The following is a 26855-nucleotide window of genomic DNA, read 5'->3' on the forward strand; positions in this document are numbered from 1 at the left end:
AAATTATGGAAAAAGATCAGATAAAGCAGGTCATAGCCAAGCGGGTTGCTATGGAACTGAAAGACGGAGATGTCGTTAATCTGGGAATCGGAATCCCGACACTGGTACCGAATTATTTGCCGAAGGAGGTAAATGTAATTTTGCAGACGGAAAACGGTATGCTGGGAATGGGACCGGCTCCGGCAGAAGGTGAAGAAGACCCGGAATTGACCAATGCAGGAGGAGGATATATTACGGCTTTACCCGGGGCTTCCAGTTTTGACAGTGCCACTTCTTTCGGCATTATCCGGGGAGGTCATGTGGATGTCAGTATATTGGGAGCTTTACAGGTTGACGAAAAAGGTGATTTGGCGAACTGGATGATTCCGGGAAAGAAGACGCCGGGTATGGGAGGGGCGATGGATTTACTGGTCGGAGCAAAAAAAGTGATTCTGGCTATGGAGCATACGGCGAAAGGAAATCCGAAAATCATGAAAAAATGTACGTTGCCTTTAACGGCAGCCGGACAGGTCGATTTGATTGTGACGGAGATGGGGGTGATTGAGGTAACTCCTCACGGCCTTGTATTGCGTGAAATACATCCGGAATTTACCGTAGAGCAGGTGCAGGCAGCAACGGAGGCAGAATTGATCGTTACGCCTGATTTGAAGCTGATGGCAAATTAATATGTGAGAAAGTTTGGGTGTTTTATCTTGCAAATTTTCAAATCTTCAAAATATAAACTATGGATTTTTCATTATCAAAAACAGAGATATTATTTCGGCAGATGATTCGGGAGTTTGCCGAGAAAGAGGTGAAGCCTTTGGCAGCAGAAATCGATGAGGAGGAGCGTTTTCCTTTGGAAACCGTAGAGAAAATGGCCAGGTTAGGTATTATGGGTATTCCTTTCCCCGCGGAATATGGGGGTGCCGGCGGAAATAATATATTATATACAATGGCTGTGGAAGAGTTATCCCGGGTATGTGCCACAACGGGAGTTATCGTTTCTGCTCATACTTCTTTGTGCGCAGCTCCTATTTACGAGTTCGGAACGGAAGAGCAACGGAAGAAGTATTTACCGAAGTTGTGTTCCGGAGAATGGATCGGTGCTTTCGGGCTGACAGAACCGAATGCGGGAACGGATGCCTCGGCCCAGCAGACGATGGCGGTTTTGGAAGGAGACCATTATGTGTTGAACGGGACGAAAATTTTTATTACGAATGCAGCTTATGCAAATGTATATATTGTGATGGCAATGACGGATAAGTCGTTGGGGACCAAAGGTATTTCTGCCTTTATCGTCGAACGGGATTTTCCGGGATTCTCGATCGGGAAGAAAGAGAAGAAAATGGGTATCCGGGGATCGGCTACCTGTGAGTTGATTTTCGAAAATTGCATTGTACCGAAAGAAAATCTGTTGGGAAAACCCGGCGGGGGATTCGGAATAGCCATGAAGACGCTGGATGGCGGACGTATCGGAATCGCTTCGCAAGCTTTGGGAATTGCACAAGGAGCTATGGATGAAACCGTGAAATATGTAAAAGAGCGGAAGCAGTTCGGAAAATCCATCGGAAAATTCCAGAATACCCAGTTCCAACTGGCTGATTTGGAAACGAAAATACAGGCTGCCCGTCTGTTGGTACGGATGGCTGCTTATAAGAAAGATCAGAAACAATCTTATTCTGTGGATGCTGCCCAGGCAAAACTTTTTGCTGCGGAGACGGCTATGGAAATGACCACAAAAGCCGTACAATTTCACGGCGGTTACGGATATACGCGTGAATATCCGGTGGAACGCATGATGCGGGATGCCAAGATCACAGAAATCTACGAAGGCACTTCGGAGGTTCAGCGGATGGTTATTGCAGGTGCATTGCTGAAATAGCAGGTGTTGCATGCGGTTGTTTTGAGAAATAAATAGAATAACATTAAAGAACGAAATATGAAAATAGTAGTTTGTATCAAGCAGGTTCCCGATACGACGGAGATAAAGCTGGACCCGGTAACGGGAACATTGATTCGGGATGGGGTTCCGAGCATAATGAATCCGGACGATAAGGGTGGTTTGGAGATGGCTTTACAATTGAAAGATAAATATAATGCTCATGTAACGGTGATAACTATGGGACCGCCCCAGGCCGACGATATTCTGCGGGAAGCTTTGGCTATGGGAGCAGACCGGGCGATTCATTTGAGTGACCGGAAGTTTGCCGGTGCGGATACATTGGCGACCTCCAATGCTATTGCAGGGGCTTTGCGGGTACTCGAATACGATCTGGTGATTACCGGACGTCAGGCTATAGACGGAGATACAGCACAGGTAGGGCCGCAGATTGCCGAGCACCTCGACTTACCGCAGGTGACTTATGTGGAAGCATTGAAGTATAACAACGAAGCCGTGACATTTACTATCCGTAAGTCGACGGAAGAAGGTTATGAAATGCTCGAAGTACCTGCTCCTTGTGTTATAACGGTACTGGCAACGGCAAATAAGGCCCGTTACATGTCGGTTCGTGGTATTGTAGAGTCCTATAACAGGGAGGTCGAGGTTTGGAATTATGGCAATATAAGTGTCGACGAGCAGAAGTTAGGGTTAAACGGTTCTCCGACACGTGTATTCAAGTCTTTCACGAAAGGTGCTAAAGCTGCGGGCAAGGTATTCGAAATTGAACCGGCGGAAGCGGCAGACTTGATTGTAGAGAAACTGAAAGAAAAGTTTATTATTTAATTTACGGTTTTGATTTCAGATTGAGGGTTAAAACTCACTTATTCGGCTTTGTGAATAATCTAAAATCTAAAATCTAAAATCTAAAATCTAGAAAGAATGGATAAGACTCAATATAAAGATGTATATGTTTTTGCCGAACAACGGGAAGGTGTTATTCAGAATGTAGCATTCGAGTTGTTGGGGAAAGCCCGGGAATTGGCTGATCGGTTAAATCAGAAGGTTGTTGCTATTTTGGCCGGTAGCGGAATAAAAGAAAAAGCGAAGGAGTTGATTGCTTACGGGGCAGACTCCGTTTTGTGTGTGGATGCTCCGGAATTGAAGCAATATATTACAGAACCTTACGCACAGGCGGTTACTCAGATTATCAGAGAAAGAAAACCGTCGATTTTACTAATCGGGGCAACGACCATCGGACGGGATTTGGGACCTCGTTTGTCTGCCCGTCTGGAGACAGGATTGACGGCAGATTGTACGGGTTTGGATATATCGGAAGAAGGAGATTTGTTGATGACCCGTCCGGCATTCGGGGGTAACCTGATGGCCACGATTATTTGTAAGGAGCATCGTCCGCAAATGTCGACAGTACGTCCTGGGGTGATGCGTATGGGGACAGCCAATGAAAAAAGAGAAGGGACGATTGAAGATATTACCGTACATTTTGATACTTCTAAATTTAAAGTGCGTATATTAGAGGTAGTGAAAGAGCAACGTAATCTGATTGATATTACGGAGGCTAAAGTATTGGTATCCGGTGGTCGTGGAGTTGGTAACACAGAAGGTTTTAGAATGCTTGAGGATATGGCGGGGGCAATCGGTGCTGAGGTGTCTTCTTCCAGGGCGATGGTTGACGCAGGAATTATGACACATGACAGACAGGTGGGGCAGACGGGGAAGACTGTGCGTCCGAATCTTTATTTTGCCATGGGGATATCCGGGGCTATACAGCATTTGGCCGGTATGGAAGAATCCGATTATATCATTGCTATTAATAAAGATAAGTATGCTCCGATATTTCAGGTAGCGGATTTGGGTATTGTGGGGGATGTCAGAAAGATTGTTCCGCTGTTGACTGAAAAGTTAAAGAATGAGAGAAATAAAGTTAAATAAATATGATGGAGTTTAAAACACTTCTTTTCGAGAAACAAGGTCCGGTCGGCATTTTGACGATTAATCAGCCGGAGACATTGAATGCTTTGAATACCTCTGTTTTGAAAGAATTGGGACAGGCTTTCGATAAGTTTGCGGAGGATGCGGAGCTTCGTGTAATCGTACTGACAGGAGCGGGACGTTCATTCGTTGCCGGAGCGGATATTGCTGAAATGAGCGGATTGGATGCAGAAGCGGGGAAAATTTTCGGGCAGTTGGGTGCTTCGGTGTTCCGGAAGATCGAATTGTCGGAAAAAATTGTTATCGCCGCAGTAAACGGGTATGCTTTGGGGGGAGGATGTGAGTTGGCATTAGCCTGTGATATTCGCATGGCTTCCGAAAAGGCGAAGTTTGCCCAGCCGGAGACAGGATTGGGTATTGTGCCCGGTTTTTCCGGCACGCAACGTTTGCCTCGTATCATCGGAGTGGGTAAGGCGAAGGAGTTGATATATACGGGGCGTGTTATCGATGCAGCGGAGGCTTGCCGGATCGGATTGGTCAATTCGGTGACGGAACCCGGAATGTTGCTGTCCGAAGCTGTAAAGATGGCGGAGCAAATTGCTTCCCGTTCGCCTTTGGCGGTACAGTATGCCAAGGAAGCCATAAACCGAGGGATAGAAACCGATATCGATACCGGTATAGCTATCGAAAACGGTTTGTTTGGGCTTTGTTTCGCTACGGAAGAACAGAAGCAGAAAATGAGAGCTTTTTTGAATAAGTAGATATTTACAATGGCGTATTTGTTTTAATTGTAGAGATTAAATGAATCGCGATAGTGAATTCCTTTGTGAGGTAATTTACAATTTAAAATTTGTATATAGGTTTAAGCCGATGGATTTAAGAAAAAAGAATCGGTGGAAGAATTAACTAATGGAGGTAGCCGAAAGTTATCGGATATCATTAAAACCAATAATTTATGAAAATATGTGTAATTGGAACGGGTACAATGGGGAACGGAGTTGCCCAGGTATTTGCCCAGGCAGGATTTGACGTTTTGTTGAAGGGGCGTTCTGATGCTTCTTTGGCTAAGGCTCACAAAGCGATGGAAAAAAATCTTTCCCGTATGGTAGAGAAAGGAAAACTGGAAGCAGCAGAGAAGGATGCCGTACTTTCCCGGATCCGGGATACGCAGGTGTACGACGATTGCCGGGATGCTGACCTGGTGATTGAAGCTGTAGCAGAAGATATGGAGGTGAAATGTGAGATTTTCCGTTTGTTGGACGGGATTTGCAAGCCGGATGCTATCTTGGCGACAAATACGTCTTCTCTGTCGGTGACAGAGGTGGCTGCTGTGACTTCTCGTCCGGAACAGGTTATCGGAATGCATTTTTTCAACCCGGTTCCGGCTATGAAACTGGTTGAAGTTATAAAGGGGCAGATGACTTCTCCGGAAGTACATGACCGGGTGTTTGAGATTGCCCGGCAACTTGGGAAAGTGCCGGTGAGTGTGAATGAGGCTCCGGGTTTTGTTGTAAACCGGATTCTGATACCGATGATTAATGAGGGAATCGGTATTCTGGCCGACGGAGTCGCTTCAAAGGAGGAAATAGATGAAGCTATGCAGTTGGGGGCTAATCATCCGATGGGGCCTTTAGCGCTTGCTGATTTAATAGGTTTGGATGTATGTCTGGCAATTATGGAAGTATTGCATGATGAATTCGGAGATTCCAAGTACCGGCCGCATCCACTACTCCGTAAAATGGTCCGGGCAAATTTGCTGGGACGTAAAACCGGAGTGGGCTTCTACGATTACCGAAAATAGGTTTCGATAAAGTTACTCTGTTGTCATCCTGAGTGGGCAATGCGGGTTTATTTTTAGGCTGTTTGGGACTCGCTTGTTACTTCCAGGGTGACAACAGATTTTTTTTGTGGAATTTTTCCTCATTTTTTTAATCTTTTCCCCATATTCCCCAATCGGGGTGCATGTTGTTTCTTTTATAATAATCTGATTGTTAGTTGATTGTGGTTTGTGTGCTTTTTGGTATGTAGATTGCTTCATTTTATAAATAAATGAGAAAAGATATAATTAATCACTAAAATCAGATCGTTATGAAAAAGTTTGTCATTGGAACAGTCAGCGTATGTGTCTTGTTTTTCCTTGGTGGCTGTGTAGAAAGTTCGCAAAAATATAAAGATTTACAAGGTCGTTTGGATTCTTTGAGTGTCGCTTATAATAATCAGAATGCCGAGATGGAAGGTTTATTTGCCGATTTGAACGATATTTCTGCCGGTATGCAGTCTATCCGGGAAGCCGAAAAATTGTTGACATTGGAGGCAGAAGAAAATGCCGGAGCCAGTAAGTCTAAAAAACAAATTGCTCTTTTAAAAGCCGATATTAAAGCGATTACCGAGGCTATTGCAGGTTACAAAGATCAAATTAATAAATTGGATGGCCGGAATAAACGTCAGTCTGCAGAATTTAAAAAATTGATCGCAAGTCTGAATGAAGAATTGGAAGTCCGGACGCAGAAGATTGCTGAGATTACGGCACAGCTTGCTGAAAGAGATAAGCAGTTGCTGGCAAAAACACAGGAGGTTGAAAATCTGAATAAGGATGTAGCTGATTTGAATCAGCAATCGGCTGCTCAGAAAATGACAATTACCGAACAGGATCAGGCTATCCATACGGCTCATTATTTGGTTGGCAGTCGGAAAGAGTTGAAAGATGCGAATGTGATAACCCGTCAGGGAATATTCTGTCCGCCGATCGTATCATCCCAGGTACAAAAGGCTTCTTTTAAGGATGTTGATATCCGGGAAGCAAAATCGATAGCGTTGAATGGCAAGAAAGCAAAGGTGTTGTCGGTGCATCCTGAAGATTCTTACAGCCTGGAAGCCGGTGAGGACGGTGTGTTGAATCTGGTAGTAAAAGACGAGAATGCATTTTGGGGACAAACGAAATATTTAGTAGTTATGGTTAATTAGACACATATACCTGGTTCCCGGTAGTTTCAAATTCTTTCTCCCCTTCATGGATTTGGAATTCCGGGAACATTCAGAAGGCTACCTGATTTTTCAGGTAGCTTTTTTTACGTAAAAAAAACCGGGAACATATTTCCCGGTTTTTTCAGAGTAAGGTGAGAAAAAAGGTTTGTATTTGTTTAAAAATTTGTATCCCCTTTTTTATCCGGCTTTACGGAAGTGTTTTATTTTACGCTTTCGATATTGTCCATTCCCGTACGGATGGCTTCGATATTCATAGGTATCATAGAATGGTGTCTGGCCGGTAAGGATTTTTGAAGTCCTTTTTCTACGTTTTCCAATTTAACAATCGGTTTTACTTTCAGAAAGCCTCCTAGAATAATCATGTTGAAGATTTTGGGATTTCCGCTTTCTGCAGCCAGACGGGCACCTTCTATGCGATAGATATCGATGTCTTTCCGGGTCGGGTGGTGTGTGATACCGTTCGGATCGTAAATTAATGTGCCTCCGGGTTTAACCTGGGATTCGAATTTATCCATGGATTGTTGGTTCAGGATAATAGCGGTGTCGAAACGTGTCAATACAGGAGAGCTGATGCGTTCATCGCTGATGATAACGGTGACATTGGCTGTACCTCCACGCATTTCAGGGCCGTAAGAAGGCATCCAGGATACTTCCTGATCCTGCATAATTCCGGAATAGGCCAGGATCTTTCCCATAGAAAGTACTCCTTGTCCTCCGAAGCCTGCTATAATTATTTCTTCTGTCATAAAGATAATATTTACGATTTATGATTTATGATTTACGATTCAGACCGGAAAAGTCTGAAATCGTAAATCTGAAATCTACAATGTTATTAAATGTCTTTGATGTCTCCCAACGGATATTTTTTGAACATGTGTTCGCGCATCCAGTTGTTGGCTTCTACCGGGCTTACTTTCCAGCCTGAATTACAGGTAGCTACCACTTCTACAAAAGAGGTTCCTTTGCCGAGACGTGTATTTTGAAATGCTTTTTTAATTGCATTTTTGGCTTTGCGAACGGCACCCGGAGTGTCAGCACTTTGTCTGGTGACGTAGCAGGTTCCGTCTAATTGAGCGATCAATTCCGTCAGCTTCATCGGGAATCCGTTCAATTTGACATCCCGGCCGTAAGGTGTCGTAGCCGTTACCTGTCCGATCAGGGTGGTCGGAGCCATTTGTCCACCTGTCATACCATAGATGGCATTGTTGATGAAGATGACAACGATATTATCGCCCCGGTTACAGGCATGCATGATTTCGGCACATCCGATAGAAGCCAGGTCGCCGTCTCCCTGATAAGTGAAAACATATTTTTCGGGATGCAGACGGCTGATAGCCGTAGCAACGGCCGGAGCCCGTCCGTGAGCAGCTTCTGCCCAGTCGATATCAATGTAATTGTATGCGAAAACACTGCATCCTACCGGTGAAACACCAATGGTTTTATCCTGTATTTCCAATTCTTCGATAACTTCTGCAACCAGCTTATGGACTACTCCATGAGTACATCCCGGACAGTAATGCATGACGTTGTCGGTAAGCAGAGAGGTCTTCTTATAAACAAGATTCTCCGGTTTTACTATATCCTTTATATCAATCATTGCGTTTTAATTTTAAATTTTAAATTGTAGATTTTAAATTGACAACTGTGAGAGATTACAATTTAAAATTGTCTTTCAGTGCATCGATAATTTCTTCCGGGGTCGGAACAACTCCACCCATACGTCCGTAATGTTCAACCTGTATTTTGCCGTTAACAGCCAGACGAACATCTTCTACCATTTGACCGGCACTCATCTCGACAGTCAGCATGCCCTTTACCTTTTCGCTCATTTCGGCAATGGCCTTTGTCGGGAACGGGTATAAGGTAATAGGACGTAATAATCCGACTTTAATGCCTTGTTGACGAGCCAGTTCTATTGATTTCTGACAGATACGTGCGGATGAGCCGTAAGCGATAATGAGATAATCGGCATCGTCACATAAGATTTTTTCGAATCTTACTTCATTTGCTTCGATTTTCCGGTATTTGGCCTGTAGTTTTTCGTTAAAGGTTTCTTGCCGGTGTGCATCCAATTCCAAAGAGGTGATGATATGTCCGTTCCGGTTTTTCTTTTTACCGGTCAATGCCCAGCTACCCGAAATTTTTTCGATTTCTTCGTCCGTCCATCTCGGTTTATACGGGGAAAGTTCTACTTTTTCCATCATCTGTCCGATTACACCGTCAGACAGGATCATCGCCGGATTCCGGTATTTAAAAGCCAGTTCGAATCCCAGATCGACAAAGTCATTCATTTCCTGAACAGAAGCCGGGGCTAATACAATCAGGTGATAATCACCGTGTCCACCGCCTTTGGTCGCCTGGAAATAATCGCTCTGTGCCGGTTGTATCGTTCCTAAGCCTGGGCCTCCTCTGACAACGTCTACGACCAGACAAGGCAATTCGGCTCCTGCAATATAGGTCATACCTTCCTGCATTAAGCTGACACCGGGACTGGAAGAAGAGGTCATTACTTTTTTACCGCAGGCGGCACCGCCATATACCATATTGATAGAAGCAATTTCACTTTCTGCCTGCAAAACGACCATCCCGGTTTCTTCCCATGGCTTACGTACCATGAGGGTTTCCATAACTTCCGATTGGGGGGTAATAGGATAACCAAAGTAACCGTCACAGCCACATCTGATAGCAGCTTCGGCAATTACTTCATTACCCTTCATTAATTTTACTTCAGACATTTTCAAGTAGTTTTATTTATTCTACATTCATTTTATAAACACTGATTACAGAATCGGGGCATACCAAGCCGCAGCTGGCACAACCGATACATGCTTCGGGATTTTTCATATAGGCATAATGATAGCCTTTACCGTTTACATCAGGATTGAGATCGATTACTTTCGTCGGGCAGGCTACGACGCATAGGCCGCATCCTTTACATTTTTCGTTGTCCACAACGATTGCTCCTCTGAATTTTGCCATATCTTAAAAAGTTATAAATTATATAATATTATCGTCTTTTTATTAATTATTGTAACTATTATCGGGGTATAAAATTACATTTTAAAATCAAAAGTACCAAAAAAGGTTTCTTTATTTTGTTCTCAAATTCAATATTTGCACATATTTTTTTTCTGTGTGTAAGGTTCATAACCCGATTTTTCACAATTCCTTATTTCATGTGCAATTTTAACCGCTCTAACGGTTAATGGCCGTGATCTTTTTTAAAAGCTTCCAATCTTTCTTTTAAGGTACCCATTTTGTCCAGGCCGATTTGTGAAACACAGGCTCTCAAGCCCGGCCGGTTGCTGCCACACCCTTTCAGCGGAAGAGAGGATATGCCGTAAAACAGGAGTTCTTTGGCAAGGTCACCCCCGCTAAATCCGGGATAACCTATGGTAAAATAAAATCCGTCACTTATATCTTCATTGCCGTCTTTATCATATACAATCCTGAAACCGGCTTCCTGAAAAAGTTGCTTCATTTCTTTTGCCCGGGTTTCGTATTCCCTGACTCCGGACAGAATGTTCTGTTTTCCTTCGTTGACTGCTTTTAAGATTGCTGCAACGGCATATTGGGGAGAATGGGCCGTTCCTGAAGTTTGGGTATAAATCAATTTATACACCAAGGTGTAACCTAATTCTTCCGAACCGTATCTTTTTTTCAGGTTTTCGTATTTTTTCCGGTATAAACTATCCGATATGCAGAGTAATCCCAAACGTTGTCCGGCGTAACTGAACAGTTTCGAACTGGAGATCATGAAGATGTAATTGTCCGTGTATTTGGCAACCGTCGGCTGGAAAGGAGCCTGTCCCGGATGTGAAAGATCCTTCCGGAAATCCATGGCGAAATAAGCGAGATCTTCCAGGATGATGGTATCGTATTGTTTGGATAATTCTCCGATGACCTGTAATTCTTCTTCCGTGAGACAAATCCAGGCCGGGTTATTGGGGTTGCTGTAAACGATTGCACAGATGTTCCCTTTTTTTAAATATTCTTCCAGCTTAGCACGTAGTTTTTTCCCTCTGTGTTCGTAAATGTCGAATGTAATATAAGGTTTGCCGATAACGTCCAGTTGGGTTTTTTGAACGGGAAATCCGGGATCGATAAACAGCACCGTATCTTTACCGCTTTTACATTCGGTAAGGGCCATGAATGCCGTATAAGAGGCTTGCATCGCGCCGACAGTCGGAATGATGTGTGCCGGATTGATGTCGATATCCATGAAATTTTTTACGAAACGGGCTGCTTCTTCCGAAAGTTCCGGATAACCTTCCAGCATGGGATAATATTGTGCAACCCCTATTTTCAGAGCGTTGATCTCTGCCTCGGTACCGATTTGGGCAGGCGGGAGTCCGGGTACACCCATTTCCATTCGGATAAATTGAATACTGCTCGCCTTTTCTAACAGATTGGCGACTTTTACAACATCCCGGATCGAAGCATGCTCGAGGTCCGATATACCGGCCTCAGCAAGTTTGTTTTCTACAACTTGAATGTCAATAATATTGTTTTGCATGATTAGTGAGTAGTTGCTTACATTTTGAAACAATATTAGACAATTTTCTTGAAAAAACATAACTTTTCTTCCATTTTAATTTATAAATATTATTTCTTCCTGTATTTTCTGATTTCCGGGAATTGTTCCCGTTTATTTTTTACTTTTTACTTTTTACTTTACTTTTGTACGGGTATTTTGCCTTAAGCGCAGTAAAGTATCGCGCAACTGAATTTGAGATTACGGATAAACGGGAGAAATTGCTGTTGAAGTGAGACAAAAGGTGTTTTTCTCGTTTAAAGTTTGTAAGGTGTAATTCTGATTTCGTATCGGTTGTGTAGGATGCTTTAATTTTAATAGGGAGAAAGAAACGTGAATTTAGAATTATACATAGCCCGGAGATTGCTGAAAGGCAAGGAGAATAGTACGGTGTCCGTTCCTATTGTCCGGATTGCTTTGGTCGGGATTGCTTTGGGGGTATGTGTGATGTTGCTTTCCATATTTATTATTACCGGTTTCAAAAAAGAGATTACGGATAAGCTGACCGGTTTTTCCGCTCATTTGAATGTCGTTGCTTACGGGAATTATAATTCTTACGACGCAGCGGAGAAGGTCCGGGTATCGGATACGCTTTTGTTTGAAATCGCAGAACTGCCGGAAGTAGCGACGGTTTATCCGTATGTGGCTAAGCCGGCGATATTGAAAAGCAAAAAGCAAATCCATGGGGTTGTGTTGTACGGTGTCGATTCTCTTTATCCGGGAGATTTTATCCGGAAACATGTGGTGTCCGGGGACTATCCGGATTTCAGTACGGCTAAAGCTTCCGACGAGATTTTGATATCAAAGGCCGTGGCTTCGCTATTGGAAGTGGGGGCCGGAGAGAAGATAAATGCTCATTTTGTGCAGGATCCGCCCCGGGTAAGAGTATTTACCGTGAAAGGTATTTATGACACCGGATTCGGAGAGTACGACAACATATATGTTTTTTGTGATCTCCGGCATTTGCAGCGGTTGAACGGCTGGCAGTCCGATGAAGTGTCCGGAATTGCCGTAGATTTGAAAGATATCGGTTTGTTGCCTGTGGCGGAGGAAAAAGTTTATGATTTGCTGCCTTGGGAGGATTCCGGAAATATGTGTAAGGTTACGACATTGTATGATATGGCTCCCAGTTTGTTCGATTGGCTGGGGATGCTGAATACGAATGTATGGATTATTTTAGTGCTGATTCTTGTGGTTGCCGGATTCAATATGGTATCCGGCTTGCTGATACTGATATTGGATAAAACTTTTTTGATCGGAATCTTGAAAGCTTTGGGTTATACGAATGTTAACTTACGCAAGTTGTTTTTGTATATAGCGGCAGGTTTGATCGGCAGAGGAATGATCTGGGGGAATATCCTGGCTTTCGTATTGGCCGGGATACAATATTTTTTTCAGGTAATACCTCTGGATCCGGTGGCCTATTATATGGATACGGTACCTATTCATTTTAATTTTGTGTTTGTGATTCTACTTGATATAGGGGTGTTGGTGATATCTACATTGATGCTGGTTGTTCCGACGATGTTGATATCCAGGATCAGTCCTATTCGTGCAATCCGTTTTGAGTAGTCGGAAAATGGGGATAAGGATGAACTTTAAAAAATATATTATACAGCAGTTTTATGCTCATCAAACGGGAATTTTGGGGACAATAATTTTTCATTTATTGCTTGCTATTTTTCTGTTGAGTATGGGGATTGCCCGGCTGGAGGTGCCTTTGGGTACAGAAATCGAGTTGGCGGCATCGTCTCCGCAGGAGTTGGAAAAAATACTGGAAGAGAAGCAGCAACGGGAAGAAATCCGTAAAAAAGCATCAACGGAAGAGGTACAGGCGATGTTACGCTCTATTGCGGTTAATGAGAATGTCCGCGAGAAATCGAATAAAACACCGAATGTACAGTCTTATATTGATGAAGTGATGGAGGAGTTGGAGGCGGATGAATATAGCGGTCGTTATAAGGCCCGGAAAGATGAAAATTACAAGAAAGACAGTTTGCAATATGACCGGGATAAAAAGGAACAGTTGCTGGATTCTTTAAAATCGACATTTTATTCAGGGAAAAGCAGTGTTTCTTATAATCTGCCGGAGCGTTATGCGCGTTTTTTGCCGATACCTGTGTTTAAATGCGAATTTGGAGGACGGGTTGTGGTAAAGATAGTGGTCGACCGAAAGGGGAGGGTGCAACGGGCAGAGGTGGTTGCAACAGAATCACAGCAGGACGATTGTTTGCATGATGTTGCCGTGGATGCTGCTTTGCGTTCTCGCTTTAATGAGAAACCGGGAGCTCCGGCTTTGCAAACGGGAACAATAACTTACAATTTCGTTAAGCAATAATGGAATTTTGAATGTAAGGTTTTAAATTTAAAATTATTGCATTAACTTTGCTTTATTTAAGATATGTGTTTGACTAAACCAGGGGTGGTGGTATTGATTTGCTGGAAGTCCCGGATGATTAGCATATAGGGTGTAAGATTACTAAATTCAAGTGGATTATGGGATTGTTTTCGAGAAGTAAAAAGGTTCGTACGACAGCTGATGCAGAGACATTAAGGAAGGTTTTTGACGAAGATTACGCCTTGTACCGAAAGGTGGGAGAGAGTGACGACTTGAAGCGTTTTTATGAGTTGGATGAATATGTAAACAGTCCTGTATTTAAGAATAAGCGGAAACAAATCGAACATTTAAGGTATAAGGAGAGTGAATATTACAACCGGGAAAAAGACTATAAAAAGTTGCTCAAAGCCGAGAAGCTAAAGAATTATTATCTGATTAAGGAATCTCAGGAGTTACAAGGATATTTAAAAGTAAAAGAAACCGATGAATATGCGCAATATGCCCGTTTGCGGGTGATTGTGACGACTCCGGGGTTCGATAAAAAGCTGCGGCCCGAAGAGTATATGGCTTATCGGAATATAGTTGCTCATCCGAAGGTCAAAGCCTTGATATTGTTTGAGAAAAATAAGAAGTTCAGGCATTATGCAGAAGTAAAGGCTACGACTTTACCTCAGGAGTTCGAGAAGCTTACAGCTTATATTAAATCGGATGAGTTCCGTAAAAACCGGGAGTATCTGTTGAATAAACGACGGTATGAGACAACGGATGATTATAAATTGCTGTGTGAGTATGAAGCTTTGAAGAAACGCCCGGATATTGTAAAGTATTTTTCATTGCAGTCTGATGTGCATTTTAAAAATATGTGTCGTTGGGAACCGGTGTTTGAAGATACATTCAGAGGCGGAAGTCTGAATGAGCAAAAATGGATTACCCGTTATTATGCCGGAGAACGTTTTTTAAACGATACTTATGGTGTCGGAAATGATGTTCAGTTGTTTTTACCTGAGAATATTTCATTTACTGAAAAGTCGGTGCAGCTGAATTTTAAGAAAGAGCAGATTATCGGTAAATATTGGGATGCTTCTTTGGGTATCCGGGAAAAGAAATATGAATATACTTCTGCAGCATTGAGTACGGCTTGTGCGTTCCGGCAGTGTTTCGGCCGTTTTGAAGCCAAAATAAAGCTCAATCATTCGTCGGTAGTGCAATGCTTCGGGATGCGCGGAGACCGGGATATGCCGCATATCGAGATCATGAGATCCGGGGCAAACGGCTTGCAAATGGGAAAGATTTATACTTCCAAGGGTAAGGTTGTAAATGAAATTATGCCGTTAAAAGATATACATCTGTCCAATGACTTTTATATTTTTACATTGGAGTGGACCCGTGAAAAAATGGTATGGATGGTCAATGATACGGTTGTTAAAGAAGTGCACGAAAATATCCCGGATATCCCGATGTATGTATTTTTCAGATTGGGATGTAATCAGGAACCGGGAGGAAAATGTGTGCCGTCCCGTATGGAGATTGAATGGGTACGTTTTTATAAAATGAAAGAAGAGAAAGGGGCGGATGTGAAATTAAAATGAAAAATGAGGGCAACCGCATTTTTCAGTCCATAGTCCGTTTATTTTATCCCCCGCTTTGCGTGGTGTGTAAGGAGGCTTTGGTAAGGGGAGAAAAGTATTTATGTTCGCCTTGTCTGGCCGATTTCCCTTTGGCCGATCCCGCTTATCAATCTGTAGATATCCGGTTATTGATGGAGGATGAGGTTGTTGATGTCGGGTCATTGTATGCGCTTTTCTATTATAATAAATACAATGATTATAAAAATCTGGTGTATGCGGTGAAGTATCGTTCCGGTAAGGAGCTTTGCGTATACCTGGGGCGGATGCTGGGCGGGAAGATCGGTGACCGGTCCGGCGTCCATGCTATTGTTCCCATCCCTTTGCATCCGAAAAGAGAAAAACGAAGGGGATATAATCAGGCCCGGCAGATTGCAATGGGAATGGCGGAAGCGATGAAGGTTCCTTTGTGGGATGATATCGTTTGCCGGGTTCAGGACAATGCTTCTCAAACCGGGAAGAGTGCCGGTGAACGTCAGAAAAATGTCGAGAATATTTTCCGGTTGAAGAAAACGGACGTGCTTTACGGTAAGCATCTTCTTGTCGTAGACGATGTTATTACGACCGGGGCAACAATAAAATCCTGTATACGTACATTGGCAGAGGCAGGTCATGTAAGATTCAGTTTGGCATGTTTGGCGAGGACGGAAGTCTGAGTTGTTACAAAATGAGATTTTTATACGATTAAGGCTGAATTCTTATGTGTCTGCTTGTAAAACATAGTTACAGAATCCTTATGTAGGATAATTTTTATAACTTTGTTGATTCAATGCCAATGAAGAGTCAGAGATGGGGAAGATTGCCCGTTTTTTGAAGCATAAATTTTAATATTTGTTTTATGAATAGATCTCGTTGCTTTACGGCCTGTTTGTGGGGATTGGGAATATTGTTCATCATTATTGTGATGCATTCCTGTGCGAATAAGGGATATCCCGAGGGAGGACCTAAAGATGAGACTCCTCCTCGTGTGATAGCAGAACAGCCGGCTTCGTTCAGTACAAATTTCAATAAGAAAAGTATTAATATTTATTTCGATGAATTTGTCGCTTTAAAGAGTGTCAATGAGAAATTTATTATTTCTCCGCCTCAGGCCAAGAAACCCCGGGTGCGTTTGAGAGCGAAATACATTATGGTTGAATTTCAGGATACATTGCGGCCGGAGACGACTTATAGCCTTGATTTTGCCGATGCGATAGTAGACAATAATGAAGGTAATCCGTTAGGGTATTACCGGTATGTGTTTTCTACGGGTGCAGTGATTGATACCCTGGAATTGAGCGGAAATGTCGTGAATGCGGAGACGAATGAGCCGGTTGTAAACAGTTATGTTTTTCTGTATGAGAATACCGCAGACTCTGTGCCTTTGAAGGAGATTCCCAGTTATATGGGACGTACGGACAGTTCCGGATTTTTCCGGATAACGAATTTGCGGGAAGCGGATTATAAGGTTGTGGCGGTTATGGACGAAAACCGGGATTATAAATATGCGCCGGAAGGAGAACAGGTCGCTTTTTTGGATACATTGGTACGTCCGGTTGTATTTTCTGTCAGCCGAACGGATACGCTCGGAGGGGATTCTATCGTAGAACGTTCTTATTTGGCTTACGGGCCGAATAATTTGTATATGAGGATGTTTTTAGAAACTCCGACACAGCTGTATATGGTTGATGAGGCAAGGAAACAGCGGGAGTTATTGAGTTTTGTATTCAGTGTCCCGGGGAAGAATGATTTTGCTATTCAGCTATTGGATACGGTGACTGAAGGGAAATGGTATTTTCCAGAGGTGTCCCCCGGTGGAGATACCATTAATTTATGGATAAAGGATTCGACCGTGTATAAGCGCGATACGCTGCATTTTCAACTGTCTTATTTGCGAACGGACAGTACGGGTATGCAATCGCCTTATCTGGATACTGTAAAGATGGTGTTTACGGATAAAAAGGTAAACGAGAAGGCGAAGCGAAGGAAGAAAGACGCGGAGAAACCTGTCATCGACTTTTTAAAAATGACGGCCAGTGTCGATCGGGAACAGGATGTAAATACCGGTATCTTTCTGGAATTTGATCGTCCGGTGACTCAGGATATAACAGAGCATGTTCAGTTATTGGAAAAAGTCGATACACTATATGTCCCTACCGATTTTAAAATTGTGCCGGACAGTGTCCATATACGGCGTTTCCGCCTGGAAAAGGAATGGAAACCCGAGGCGGAGTATGAACTGTTGGTCGATTCCGCTGTGATTTCCGATATTTATGGGCGGCATAACGATAAATTGGATAAGAAGTTCAAAGTCCGCCCGCTTGAATTTTACGGTAAATTGCAGCTGCATCTGGAAGGGGTAGAAGGGCAGGTTATCGTACAGCTTTATAAGCCGGATAATAAAAAGACAGAAAAAGGACAGAGAATTTTTAACGTTGTTGCTGAAAAAATCGTAGATAAATCCGGAGATCTGGTTTTTGACTTTTTGCATGAAGGGAAGTACCGGCTTCGGGCAATATTGGATGAAAACCGGAATGGGATCTGGGATCCCGGTTTGTATTTGAAGGGGAAGCAGGCGGAAGTTGTCCGCTATTTACCGACAGAAATCAGTATCAAACAAAATTTTGATATAGAACAAACCTTTGATTTGAAAAGTTCATATATCGGAGGGGAGCTGAAGGAAGAAAAAGATACGAAGAAGAAAAAATAAACAGGCATGTAAGTGGGAATAATATACTGAGTCGGGACGACCGGGAAGCAGGAAAGCGATATATGCCGGAAAAAAAGAGTGTATGAAAAGAGTGATAGCCATAATAATTGTGTTATATACATTTTTCCCTTTATCGGCACAGCAGAAATTGCCGCCGATAGAGAAACTGGTATATACCGGTTATTATAATTGGGGAATTATATGGATCAGGGCCGGATTGGTCGAGTTTACAATGGGCAAATCTGAAAAATATCCGGAAGCTGTTTTATTGAATGCTGTCGGGTATTCATTACCTTCCTGGGATTGGGTTTTTAAGTTGCGGGATACGCTGACATCTGAGTTTCATTCCGATACGTTTCTGCCTTATGAATTTTCCCGAAAAGCACATGAAGGAAATTATCATAAGACGTTTGATTACAGTTTCGATTACACGAATCAAAAAGCGTATGGTGTAATAAATAAGATCGGTAAATATATCCGTCAGGATACGATAGAGTTACTGCCGGAGACTTACGATATGCTCTCTGTGGCCTGGATGGCGCGAGGGCTTGATTTCGATAAGCTGAAGCCCAAGGATACCGTGCCGATAAAGATTTTAATCGACAGTAAGATTTACAATTTGTATATTCGTTATCTGGGAGTAGAGAAAATAAAAGTGGGAAAGAAGAAATGGGATTCTTATGTGTTTTCTCCCTTATTGGTGGAAGGAGATGTCTTTAAAGGCGGGGAAAATATGAAGATATGGGTGAGCAAGGATGAAAACCGGGTGCCTTTGATGGTTGAAGCCAAAATCCTGGTCGGTTCGGTGAAAGGAATTCTGGATTTGTCGGAGAGTAAATTCGGAGATTGAAAAATGTTTATTTTATTATTATATTAGAACTGAAAAATAATATAAATCCGCGCTTATGAAAACAACACCTTTATTGAAAATTGCCGTTATGGTAATCTTGCTGGTTACTGTCGTATCTTGTAAAGACAAAACGACCACCGGATTATCGAATCTTGCCGGAAGTATGAATGAGGTTTTAGTCGTGATGGACAAAGATCTATGGAACGGTCCGGCCGGAGATACCGTAAAAGCTTGGTTCTCGCAGGAGCAATTGGGTTTGCCGCAACCGGAACCTGTTATGGATATATTGAATTTGCCTTTGGCTTCTTTCGATAAGAATGTAAAAGGGTATAGAAATGTTTTGTTGGTTCGTATTTCTCCTAAAATAGATTCGACGGCAATTCGTTTTAAAGACAGTCCCTGGGCAAAAGGGCAAAAGTATTTTGAGATACAGGCTCCGAATGAGACTGATTTTGTGAATGTATTTGATGCGAATAAACAATCGATACTGGATGTTTTTATGAAAGCGGAGCAGGAACGTCTGATCAGTGTCTATAAAAAACAGCCGAATTCGGCCGTATACAATCTTTTTAAAGACAAATACCACATGTATGTGGCTTGTCCGGGAGATTATATTGTCAATAAAGATATTGACGGTTTTGTTTGGATTTCCCGGGAAACCCGGACCGATGGCCGGGGAATTATCTTTTTTGAAAAAGAATATAAGGATGCTTCACAATTCCATGTTCAGGCTATTGTAGATACGGTAAATGCAGAGTTAAAACGCAATATACCGGGACCGTTGGCCAATACCTATATGGCCTTGGATACAATTGCGCCGACAGAAACGAAGATATTTAATTATAACGGGGATCATTATGCCGTAATGATGAGAGGTTTGTGGACGGTTGTAAATGATTATATGGGAGGTCCTTATGTTATGAATGTTATATTGGATGCTAAAAATAACCGGATTGATTATATGATGGGATATGTTTATGCTCCCGATGATAAAAAGCGGAATCGGCTTCAGCGGGTAGAGGCTATATTGAATACGGTTAAGTTGGATTATCAGGAATCGGGAAAATGAATTAATTCCGGAAGAGGTCGTTGTTGAGATATGAGTATAAAATTTGGAATTCTTTTTATCGCATTTTGCGGGCTTCTGTGTGTAGGGATGGGACAGGAAAAAGTATTTCCCGGAATTATGGATTTCGGGAAATATGAAATGCTGTTGAAAGGTAAAAGAGTGGCTTTGGCTGCGAACCAGACTTCTGTTGTAACGACTTATGATTGGGTTGGTGAACGTAAAAACGAACCAGCCTTGTCGTCTCATACATTGGATTTTTTGCGGGCAAAGGGCGTGCATGTCGTAAAAGTGTTTTGTCCTGAACATGGTTTTCGGGGGGATGCAGATGCCGGAGAGAATATCGGAGATTATACCGATCAACGTACAGGGCTTCCGGTGGTGTCTTTGTATGGAAAGAAAAAGAAGCCGGCTCCGGAAGATTTAGCCGGTGTGGATATTGTCATTTTTGATATGCAGGATGTCGGTGTCCGTTTTTATACGTATATTTCAACGTTGCATTACCTGATGGAAGCTTGTGCAGAGAATGATTGCCGGCTTTTACTGATGGACAGGCCTAATCCGAATGCTTTTTATGTGGATGGGCCGGTGTTGGATTTGAAGTACCGTTCTTTTGTCGGGATGCATCCGGTTCCGGTGGTGTACGGAATGACGATCGGGGAGTATGCGATGATGATCAATGGAGAAGGATGGTTGAACGATGGAAAACGGTGTGATTTAACGGTGATCCGATGCAGGAATTGGAAACGGGAGATGGTAGTTGCTTTACCTTGCCGGCCTTCGCCCAATCTTCCGGATGAGGTGTCGGTACTGCTTTATCCGTCGGTATGTTTTTTTGAAGGGACGGTGGTTAGTGAGGGCAGAGGTACTGCGACGCCTTTTCAGGTATTCGGACACCCGGATTTGACGGATATGCCTTATCGTTTTATACCGGAAAGTATTCCGGGTATGAGTAAAAATCCGAAATGCCTCGGAAAAGTATGTTATGGAATGGATCTTCGGGAGGAGTTCAATGAAGTAAAGGATGGTAAAAAATTGCGTTTGGATTGGTTGATGACGGCTTATCGGAATTATACGGGTAAGGATGCTTTTTTTACTCCGTTTTTTGAAAAACTGGCAGGAACTTCCGGGTTGCGGGAGGCTATTGTTGCCGGAAAGAGTGAAACGGAGATTCGGAAAATGTGGCAGACCGGATTGGAACATTTTAAAATCGTCCGGGCAAAATATTTGTTGTATTGAATTGTGAATCGGGAAAATATCGGAGGTGTTGTGTGTTGTAGGAGCATCGGTTGATTATGCGGGCAATGGATTTCGGATTGGCATTTACAGCACATGATATATGATCTGAAATTTACCATGTAATGATTTGATTATGTCTGAGAAAAAGAAAAAATCCAGGTGGAAAAAGGGGTTAAAATGGTTTTTATGGACTGTTTTTACGCTTGTTGTGCTTTTATCGGTAGCTATAGGTGTCGTACTCAATTTTGTATTTACGCCTTCGAAGTTGACGCCTAAGGTAGAGCAATTGGCCCGGGAATATTTGAATGCGGATGTGCGTGTCGGTGAAATAGAGCTGACTTTTTTCTCAACTTTTCCGGATTTCGGGCTAAAAGTATCGGATGCTTCGGTTATTTCCTGTAAATTCCGGGATACGACCCGGTTGGCAGCGACCGAGGATTCTTTAATGGTCGTGAAGAAGTGTTTGATAACGGTGAATCCGATGGCTTTTTTGAAGAAGAACCGGATTATTGTAAAAGATTTGGTCCTGGAGCAGCCCCGGATTTATGCCTATATAGACACTGCCGGACAAGCGAATTGGGATATATTGCAGTTACCGGCAGATACGACTGATGTTGCCGAAACTGTAACGGATACTGTAAATGAGGGTTTTAATTCTGCTATCCGGCTGAAAAATATCCGCATTCAGAACGGTAGGATGGTTTTTGACGACCGGAGTACTCAGATTTATACCCGTATGAGTAATTTGGAACTGGCTTTGGACGGTTTTCTGGGGAAACACCGTTCCAGACTGAATATGGATTTTTCAGCTAAAAACATACTTTTCTGGCAAGAAGGAAAGTTGCTGGTGAGTCGTTTGAATTTCGGGGTAGAAACCGGTATGAAAATAAACAGGGATTCTTTGCTTTATACCTTGGAGAAAGCTGTTTTCGATGTCAACGGTATTCGTTTCGGTGCAGGAGGGACATTGCGGGGGGATACCGTTAACCGGACGATGGCCGTTAATTTGAAATACGGTATTCACATTCCTTCTTTGGCGACGTTGATAGAAATGATTCCGGATGCTGTGTTACAGAAGGACCGGAAAGCCGATATCCGGGGAGATGTTTTGTGTACGGGAACGGTAACCGGCGTTTATGGAAAAAAGAATGTTCCTTTATTGACTTCACAATTTAAAATTACGGACGGCTATATCGCTTATGAAGGGATGCCTTCCCGGATTGAGGAATTGAATACTGATTTTTTTGCGAGGATTGATTTACAGAGGGAGGAACCGTCCTATATAAAACTGAATAATTTTTGTATAAAGGGGGGAAAGACCGATATCGATCTGGCCGGAGACGTGGAGAATGTACTGAGGGATCCGGTGATAAAAGCAAAGTTGGATGCCAATATCGACTTTGATGATTTAACCCGGATATTTCCATTGACGGATGGAGTGACTTGTACCGGAAAAATCGGAGCTTCTTTGAAAACAAAAGTACTTTTGTCGGATGTGATGAACGGAGATTATGGCCGGATAAAAGTAGGAGGATGGTGTAAAATGAATGATGTTGCCTTATTTATACCCAAAGACAGTATTGTGATGAATGTCCGTTCGGCGGGAGTCGGTTTTGCGACAAACCGGAAGAATACGGAGGTTGTACAGGGAGTCGATTTCCTGAACGGTGTTGTCGGATATTCGGGGTTAGATATTCATGTGAAGGATAAATTGCGGGTATTGATGGATACGACTTATCTGACATTGAAGACAACTCCTTTGAAGGATACGTCGGCAATCGCTACCGTGAATTCCGGGATACACATCGGTAAAACGATTGTTATCGTACGGGATACGTTGTTATTGGGTGTGAAGCGGATGGATGCCAAAGGGAGCCTGAAGCCGACAAAACGTGACAAGTCGGTTCCGCGTATAGAAGCCGATTTCCAGGTCGATAGTTTGCGTTTGAGGGCATTGAATAATCGGTTGAATATAGCGAAAGCTGATATACATGTGGAAGCTTCGCGTAGCCGGCGGGACGACCGTATCTGGTTTCCGACCGGATATGTTGATTTTAAAGGATTACGGGCTTATACACCGTTTTTCCCGTTGCGGCTCAGGATGCCGGGGACACGTATTCACTTCAACCGGAAAGAGATCATGCTTGATTCGGCTGTGTTGAAGCTGGGAAAATCAGATGTACGGTTGACCGGGAGTATAACGAATCTGACCCGGGCATTTTTTAAAAAGGAAGACTTGTTTGCAGAATTGACGGTACAATCGAAGATGATCAATTGCAATCAGATCATGCGGGCATTGGATATGGGTACGGCTTATATGGATAAGGTAGCCGCCGGTTATAAAGAAGAGATTACAACAGAGGATGACGATATGGATAACGTAGCTGTTGTGAGTGATTCGGCTTCGTATGAAGGTGTTTCTTCTGTGTTTGTTGTACCTGCCGGGATCAATTTTGTTTTCCGGACAAATATAGAGAAAATGTTGTTCGGCAATTTATTGATGGAGAACATACACGGAGAAATGGTTATGAAGAATCAGTGTATTCAGGTTTCCGATTTGGATATGCGTTCTTCGGCGGCTAATATGGAGGCTTCTCTGATTTATAAAGCATCCGATACCTTGCGGGCTTATACGGGCTTTGCATTGAAAATGCATGAAATCCGGATTGATAGTCTGGTAGAAGTAATACCGGCTCTTGATACTTTGTTTCCTATGCTGCGCTCCTTTGAAGGAGTCGTGGATTTCAATATTGCAGCTGAGACCTGGCTTGATTCGACGATGATGGTCGAACTCCCGACTTTGCGGGCTGCGGCTTATCTGGACGGACATAATCTGGTGCTGATGGATGGTGAGACTTTTGCTGAAATATCCAAAATGCTGATGTTTAAAAATAAGAAGCGGAATTTGATCGATAGTATATCGGTTGATGTAGCGATAAAGGACGGTATTGTGGAAATATTCCCTTTCCTTTTGGAAATAGACCGTTATAAAGTGGCTGTCGGCGGGGAACATAATATCGATATGAGTTTTAAATATCATATATCACTTTTGAAATCGATTTTGCCTTTCCGGGCCGGAGTCGATATTTCCGGTACACTGGATAAGATGAAGTTCCGGATCACGAAGGCGAAGTACAAGGATATTTTTATGCCTTCCCGCAAAACGAAAGTTGATAGTACACAATTGAACCTGCGGAAGCGAATGCGTGAAATGTTGCGTGAAGGTGGCCGTAGGGAGCAGGTAGATACAATATAGAAGCAAATTCGTCACTATAGTTAGGTGCCCGGAGTTTATTCTCCGGGCACTAAATTTTTATTTTCGGTGAAGGAATGGAAAATAAATACTATCTTTGCGACGTTTTGTTCCGAGCCGTAATTCTACGGTTAGGATTAAATGGGAATCGGGTGAGAATCCCGGACAGTCCCGCTGCTGTAAGCCTATAAAGGGTCAGGCACTACTTTAGCCACTGTTTCTTTGAAATGGGAAGGCGCCTGAACCGGGGTAAGTCAGAAGACCTGCAAAACATTTTTTCAATAGCTTTCGAGGATTTGGCTGTAGGAAACATCATGTTGTGCTGCTGCACGTTTGGCATCTTGTATTTTACGGATAAAGAGACAGGGAAAAGACGGACGGTTTCCGGGTTTTCGGAAGCGTGGTTTAATCATTATAATGAATCACGATTTGGGACGTTGGGTATGTTATAGGCTTTGGTTAACAGGGATACTGGCAACGGTATGCTATAGCAGTGTATATGCTCAGCTAGATACGACCCGGATATATGAACTGCAACAAGCTGAGGTTTCGGCAGGGAAACGACCGGTAGTGGTGAAGGCGGCAACTCCTTTGCAAGTGGTGAGCGGTCAGGATATTGTGCGTTTGGGGTATCAGAATCTGGCTGATGTTGTCAAGCGGTTTAATGGGGTGACGGTCCGGGATTACGGTGGGATCGGCGGTTTGAAAACGGTTTCAGTACGTAGTTTGGGGGCTCATCACACGGGAGTGATATATGACGGCGTAGCGGTAAGCAATTGTCAGGCCGGGCAAATCGATATCGGTCGTTTTTCACTTGATAATGTGGCCCGGGTTTCGTTAGCCGTAGGACAGGAGGATGGTATTTTCCAACCGGCTAAAATGTTTGCTTCTGCCGGTGTACTGAGTATTCAAACCGAACGGCCCGTATTTGTTCATAATCGGAAATATAGCCTGCAAGCCCGGGTAAAAGGCGGTTCTTTCGGAATGGTGAATCCTTACCTTCGGTATGCCGCTAAGGTGACAGACCGGACAACTTTGTCCGTCGACGGTAATTTTCTGCGGGCAGACGGTGCATATCCTTTTACTTTGGAGAACGGCAAATTGGTCACCCGGGAGAAACGTTACAATTCGGATATTTTGTCCTGGCATACGGAAGCAAATCTTTACACGCTATTGAGAGATAGCAGCCAGTTGACGGCTAAGGCTTACTATTTTCAGTCGGAACGGGGACTGCCGGGAGGTGTGATTTATTATAATCCCTATAATAAGGAACGGTTGTGGGATCAGAATTTCTTTGCCCAGGCCGGGTATGAAAAACGTTTTAACCGGGCATGGACATTGAAAGCGGCATTGAAATACAATTATTCCTGGAATAAATACAAGGACGTCAACGTAAAATATGAGAACGGGGAACAGATCGACCGGAATCGCCAGCATGAATATTACGGGACGGTTACCGCTTTATATCAGCCCCGGAAAAATTTATCCGTTTCATGGGCTACCGATTTGTCTGTAAACAAATTGTGGAATAATCTTCCGGAATGTCCTTTCCCGACACGTTATACTTTACTGTCAGCATTGGCCGTCAAATATCAGTATCGTTTTATGTCATTGACGGCTAATTTGCTGAATACGTATACGATAGATGACGTGAAAAGCGGGAAACGACCTAAAAACCGGGAAAAACTGACTCCAGCGGTAAGTTTGTCACTACGACCTTGGGAGAGAGAGAATTTGTATTTCCGTTTTTTGTATAAGAGTACGTTCCGGGTACCTACGTTTAATGATTTGTATTACCTGCGTATGGGAAATACCGGGTTGAAACCGGAATTGGCGAAAGAGTTCAATGCCGGAATAACCTGGAACGGGAGTTTGACGGAAATTGTTCCTTATGTATCACTGACTGTCGACGGGTATTACAACCGGGTAGAGGATAAAATTGTCGCCCGGCCGACGACCTATGTATGGAAGATGATGAATCTGGGAGAAGTGGATATTACCGGTGTGGATGTCGCTTTAGCCGTAACGTTGGCTTTCAGGGAGGATATCCGGTTGCGTATATCGGGCGGTTATACCTATCAGAAAGCGATCGACGTTACCAATCCGAAAGACAAAAATTATAAGGACCAGATACCTTATACACCGAAGCATTCCGGAAACGGAGCTCTGAATCTGGAGATGCCTTGGGCGAATGTGGCTTATACCGTTATGGGAGCCGGAGAACGCTACAGTTTGCCTCAAAATATCCGGGCCAATCGTATCGATGGGTATGCAGAGCATTCGGCTTCGGTATCCCGGGAGTTTGTGTTGAAGAGTTGCCGGTTGCGCATCCAGGCTGAGTTAATCAATTTTACGGATAAGCAATACGATGTGATTCAGTTTTACCCCATGCCGGGACGATCCTATCGTTTGGGTATGACCTGGGTGTTTTAATTTTAGATTGATGATTTTAGATTGACGAT

The 26855-nt window shown here is 43.2% G+C and carries 22 protein-coding genes and 1 riboswitch; of the genes, 17 read left to right on the forward strand and 5 right to left on the reverse strand.

Annotated features, from left to right (window positions below; genetic code table 11):
* The first annotated feature begins 5 nt into the window (after nucleotides 1–5).
* From DD657_RS09395 to DD657_RS09425, 7 genes are all read left to right on the forward strand, one after another.
* The gene (locus DD657_RS09395) at nucleotides 6–665 is read left to right on the forward strand and encodes a 3-oxoacid CoA-transferase subunit B (RefSeq protein WP_021987082.1); all 660 of its coding nucleotides are present in this window, start codon (nucleotides 6–8) and stop codon (nucleotides 663–665) included.
* A 59-nt stretch (nucleotides 666–724) separates the two neighbouring features.
* Nucleotides 725–1864, forward strand: a complete 1140-nt coding sequence (locus tag DD657_RS09400; RefSeq protein WP_068690837.1) for an acyl-CoA dehydrogenase — start codon at nucleotides 725–727, stop codon at nucleotides 1862–1864.
* Nucleotides 1865–1921: 57 nt separating this feature from the next.
* Nucleotides 1922–2707, forward strand: a complete 786-nt coding sequence (locus DD657_RS09405; protein WP_021987084.1) for an electron transfer flavoprotein subunit beta/FixA family protein — start codon at nucleotides 1922–1924, stop codon at nucleotides 2705–2707.
* 96 nt (nucleotides 2708–2803) lie between these two features.
* Nucleotides 2804–3814: an electron transfer flavoprotein subunit alpha/FixB family protein gene (locus DD657_RS09410; protein ID WP_118773415.1), complete on the forward strand. Its 1011-nt coding sequence runs from the start codon at nucleotides 2804–2806 to the stop codon at nucleotides 3812–3814.
* A 5-nt stretch (nucleotides 3815–3819) separates the two neighbouring features.
* Entirely contained in the window at nucleotides 3820–4575 is a 756-nt protein-coding gene (locus DD657_RS09415) for an enoyl-CoA hydratase-related protein (protein ID WP_287049728.1), read from the forward strand.
* Nucleotides 4576–4769: 194 nt separating this feature from the next.
* Entirely contained in the window at nucleotides 4770–5615 is an 846-nt protein-coding gene (locus tag DD657_RS09420; protein WP_021987087.1) for a 3-hydroxybutyryl-CoA dehydrogenase, read from the forward strand.
* A gap of 287 nt (nucleotides 5616–5902) precedes the next feature.
* Complete coding sequence (locus DD657_RS09425) at nucleotides 5903–6778, forward strand: Cbp1 family collagen-binding glycoprotein adhesin (protein WP_287049662.1); 876 nt, start codon at nucleotides 5903–5905, stop codon at nucleotides 6776–6778.
* Between the two features lie 221 nt (nucleotides 6779–6999).
* Here the strand turns inward: DD657_RS09425 and DD657_RS09430 are convergent, their stop codons facing one another.
* The 5 genes from DD657_RS09430 to DD657_RS09450 form a co-directional block, all read right to left on the reverse strand.
* Nucleotides 7000–7545: a 2-oxoacid:ferredoxin oxidoreductase subunit gamma family protein gene (locus tag DD657_RS09430; protein WP_021987089.1), complete on the reverse strand. Its 546-nt coding sequence runs from the start codon at nucleotides 7543–7545 to the stop codon at nucleotides 7000–7002.
* An 86-nt stretch (nucleotides 7546–7631) separates the two neighbouring features.
* Complete coding sequence (locus tag DD657_RS09435; RefSeq protein WP_068690831.1) at nucleotides 7632–8396, reverse strand: thiamine pyrophosphate-dependent enzyme; 765 nt, start codon at nucleotides 8394–8396, stop codon at nucleotides 7632–7634.
* Between the two features lie 55 nt (nucleotides 8397–8451).
* Nucleotides 8452–9534 (reverse strand): 3-methyl-2-oxobutanoate dehydrogenase subunit VorB, encoded by a 1083-nt coding sequence (locus tag DD657_RS09440; protein ID WP_021987091.1) that lies wholly within the window; start codon nucleotides 9532–9534, stop codon nucleotides 8452–8454.
* A 16-nt stretch (nucleotides 9535–9550) separates the two neighbouring features.
* Nucleotides 9551–9778, reverse strand: coding sequence for a 4Fe-4S dicluster domain-containing protein (locus tag DD657_RS09445; protein ID WP_009137182.1), 228 nt, complete (start codon nucleotides 9776–9778; stop codon nucleotides 9551–9553).
* Between the two features lie 223 nt (nucleotides 9779–10001).
* Nucleotides 10002–11315 (reverse strand): pyridoxal phosphate-dependent aminotransferase, encoded by a 1314-nt coding sequence (locus DD657_RS09450; RefSeq protein WP_287049666.1) that lies wholly within the window; start codon nucleotides 11313–11315, stop codon nucleotides 10002–10004.
* A gap of 351 nt (nucleotides 11316–11666) precedes the next feature.
* Between DD657_RS09450 and DD657_RS09455 the strand changes: the two genes are divergently transcribed.
* From DD657_RS09455 to DD657_RS09500, 10 genes are all read left to right on the forward strand, one after another.
* Nucleotides 11667–12905, forward strand: coding sequence for an ABC transporter permease (locus tag DD657_RS09455; protein WP_287049667.1), 1239 nt, complete (start codon nucleotides 11667–11669; stop codon nucleotides 12903–12905).
* A 19-nt stretch (nucleotides 12906–12924) separates the two neighbouring features.
* Complete coding sequence (locus DD657_RS09460; RefSeq protein WP_287049668.1) at nucleotides 12925–13671, forward strand: energy transducer TonB; 747 nt, start codon at nucleotides 12925–12927, stop codon at nucleotides 13669–13671.
* Nucleotides 13672–13829: 158 nt separating this feature from the next.
* Nucleotides 13830–15260 carry a glycoside hydrolase family 16 protein gene (locus tag DD657_RS09465; RefSeq protein WP_287049670.1) on the forward strand — a complete coding sequence of 477 codons (1431 nt, stop codon included), beginning with the start codon at nucleotides 13830–13832 and terminating at the stop codon, nucleotides 15258–15260.
* Entirely contained in the window at nucleotides 15257–15952 is a 696-nt protein-coding gene (locus DD657_RS09470; RefSeq protein WP_021987096.1) for a ComF family protein, read from the forward strand. Before DD657_RS09465 ends, DD657_RS09470 begins: the two co-directional genes overlap by 4 nt.
* A 182-nt stretch (nucleotides 15953–16134) precedes the next feature.
* Entirely contained in the window at nucleotides 16135–17985 is a 1851-nt protein-coding gene (locus tag DD657_RS09475) for an Ig-like domain-containing protein (protein ID WP_021987097.1), read from the forward strand.
* A gap of 82 nt (nucleotides 17986–18067) precedes the next feature.
* Entirely contained in the window at nucleotides 18068–18835 is a 768-nt protein-coding gene (locus tag DD657_RS09480; protein WP_287049673.1) for a DUF3108 domain-containing protein, read from the forward strand.
* 55 nt (nucleotides 18836–18890) lie between these two features.
* The gene (locus DD657_RS09485; RefSeq protein ID WP_287049675.1) at nucleotides 18891–19904 is read left to right on the forward strand and encodes a DUF4837 family protein; all 1014 of its coding nucleotides are present in this window, start codon (nucleotides 18891–18893) and stop codon (nucleotides 19902–19904) included.
* 30 nt (nucleotides 19905–19934) lie between these two features.
* Nucleotides 19935–21140, forward strand: a complete 1206-nt coding sequence (locus DD657_RS09490) for an exo-beta-N-acetylmuramidase NamZ family protein (protein WP_287049677.1) — start codon at nucleotides 19935–19937, stop codon at nucleotides 21138–21140.
* 133 nt (nucleotides 21141–21273) lie between these two features.
* Nucleotides 21274–24396, forward strand: coding sequence for an AsmA family protein (locus DD657_RS09495; RefSeq protein WP_287049679.1), 3123 nt, complete (start codon nucleotides 21274–21276; stop codon nucleotides 24394–24396).
* Nucleotides 24397–24483: 87 nt separating this feature from the next.
* A riboswitch (cobalamin riboswitch) is annotated at nucleotides 24484–24678 on the forward strand.
* Between the two features lie 132 nt (nucleotides 24679–24810).
* Nucleotides 24811–26826 carry a TonB-dependent receptor plug domain-containing protein gene (locus tag DD657_RS09500; RefSeq protein WP_287049681.1) on the forward strand — a complete coding sequence of 672 codons (2016 nt, stop codon included), beginning with the start codon at nucleotides 24811–24813 and terminating at the stop codon, nucleotides 26824–26826.
* Nucleotides 26827–26855 lie beyond the last annotated feature (29 nt).

It is taken from the genome of Culturomica sp. (assembly GCF_003524185.1).
In the GTDB taxonomy this organism is placed as follows: Bacteria; Bacteroidota; Bacteroidia; order Bacteroidales; family Marinifilaceae; genus Culturomica; species Culturomica massiliensis.

Excerpts from the sequence above, each read along its gene's own strand:
- DD657_RS09400 (WP_068690837.1), top strand. The coding sequence starts at position 725 with ATGGATTTTTCATTATCAAAAACAGAGATATTATTTCGGCAGATGATT.
- DD657_RS09500 (WP_287049681.1), top strand. The coding sequence starts at position 24,811 with ATGAATCACGATTTGGGACGTTGGGTATGTTATAGGCTTTGGTTAACA.
- DD657_RS09395 (WP_021987082.1), top strand. The coding sequence starts at position 6 with ATGGAAAAAGATCAGATAAAGCAGGTCATAGCCAAGCGGGTTGCTATG.
- DD657_RS09445 (WP_009137182.1), bottom strand. The coding sequence starts at position 9,778 with ATGGCAAAATTCAGAGGAGCAATCGTTGTGGACAACGAAAAATGTAAA.
- DD657_RS09475 (WP_021987097.1), top strand. The coding sequence starts at position 16,135 with ATGAATAGATCTCGTTGCTTTACGGCCTGTTTGTGGGGATTGGGAATA.
- DD657_RS09435 (WP_068690831.1), bottom strand. The coding sequence starts at position 8,396 with ATGATTGATATAAAGGATATAGTAAAACCGGAGAATCTTGTTTATAAG.
- DD657_RS09470 (WP_021987096.1), top strand. The coding sequence starts at position 15,257 with ATGAAAAATGAGGGCAACCGCATTTTTCAGTCCATAGTCCGTTTATTT.
- DD657_RS09420 (WP_021987087.1), top strand. The coding sequence starts at position 4,770 with ATGAAAATATGTGTAATTGGAACGGGTACAATGGGGAACGGAGTTGCC.
- DD657_RS09465 (WP_287049670.1), top strand. The coding sequence starts at position 13,830 with ATGGGATTGTTTTCGAGAAGTAAAAAGGTTCGTACGACAGCTGATGCA.
- DD657_RS09405 (WP_021987084.1), top strand. The coding sequence starts at position 1,922 with ATGAAAATAGTAGTTTGTATCAAGCAGGTTCCCGATACGACGGAGATA.
- DD657_RS09490 (WP_287049677.1), top strand. The coding sequence starts at position 19,935 with ATGAGTATAAAATTTGGAATTCTTTTTATCGCATTTTGCGGGCTTCTG.
- DD657_RS09460 (WP_287049668.1), top strand. The coding sequence starts at position 12,925 with ATGAACTTTAAAAAATATATTATACAGCAGTTTTATGCTCATCAAACG.
- DD657_RS09425 (WP_287049662.1), top strand. The coding sequence starts at position 5,903 with ATGAAAAAGTTTGTCATTGGAACAGTCAGCGTATGTGTCTTGTTTTTC.
- DD657_RS09480 (WP_287049673.1), top strand. The coding sequence starts at position 18,068 with ATGAAAAGAGTGATAGCCATAATAATTGTGTTATATACATTTTTCCCT.
- DD657_RS09440 (WP_021987091.1), bottom strand. The coding sequence starts at position 9,534 with ATGTCTGAAGTAAAATTAATGAAGGGTAATGAAGTAATTGCCGAAGCT.
- DD657_RS09430 (WP_021987089.1), bottom strand. The coding sequence starts at position 7,545 with ATGACAGAAGAAATAATTATAGCAGGCTTCGGAGGACAAGGAGTACTT.
- DD657_RS09450 (WP_287049666.1), bottom strand. The coding sequence starts at position 11,315 with ATGCAAAACAATATTATTGACATTCAAGTTGTAGAAAACAAACTTGCT.
- DD657_RS09485 (WP_287049675.1), top strand. The coding sequence starts at position 18,891 with ATGAAAACAACACCTTTATTGAAAATTGCCGTTATGGTAATCTTGCTG.
- DD657_RS09410 (WP_118773415.1), top strand. The coding sequence starts at position 2,804 with ATGGATAAGACTCAATATAAAGATGTATATGTTTTTGCCGAACAACGG.
- DD657_RS09495 (WP_287049679.1), top strand. The coding sequence starts at position 21,274 with ATGTCTGAGAAAAAGAAAAAATCCAGGTGGAAAAAGGGGTTAAAATGG.
- DD657_RS09415 (WP_287049728.1), top strand. The coding sequence starts at position 3,820 with ATGGAGTTTAAAACACTTCTTTTCGAGAAACAAGGTCCGGTCGGCATT.